The 239-nt window shown below is 39.3% G+C and carries 1 protein-coding gene; it reads left to right on the forward strand.

The annotated features are described in order from the left end of the window. On the forward strand, positions 1–232 hold a 232-nt coding region (locus AOA60_RS33580), incomplete at its 5' end, for a carboxylesterase (RefSeq protein WP_218240918.1). Positions 233–239 lie beyond the last annotated feature (7 nt).

The following is a 239-nucleotide window of genomic DNA, read 5'->3' on the forward strand; positions in this document are numbered from 1 at the left end:
CATTCACCATGTGGAAAGCCCTGTGTTATTATTTCGCTCAACAATCGATAACGTAGTACCACCGGTCAGTACGAGCGATGCATACGATCAATTAAAGACACCTTATAAGCAAATCAAAGAACTTACAAACTCATATCACGTAGCTTCGATGGACTTTGACAACGATCAAATCGTTGAAGAGAGTATCGAATTCATCAAACAACACAAAGGAGCGGTTCTTTCGTTTTCGTAATTCGAAA

It is taken from the genome of Pseudomonas sp. 2822-17, from assembly GCF_002742485.1.
GTDB lineage: Bacteria > Pseudomonadota > Gammaproteobacteria > Pseudomonadales > Pseudomonadaceae > Aquipseudomonas > Aquipseudomonas cyclaminis.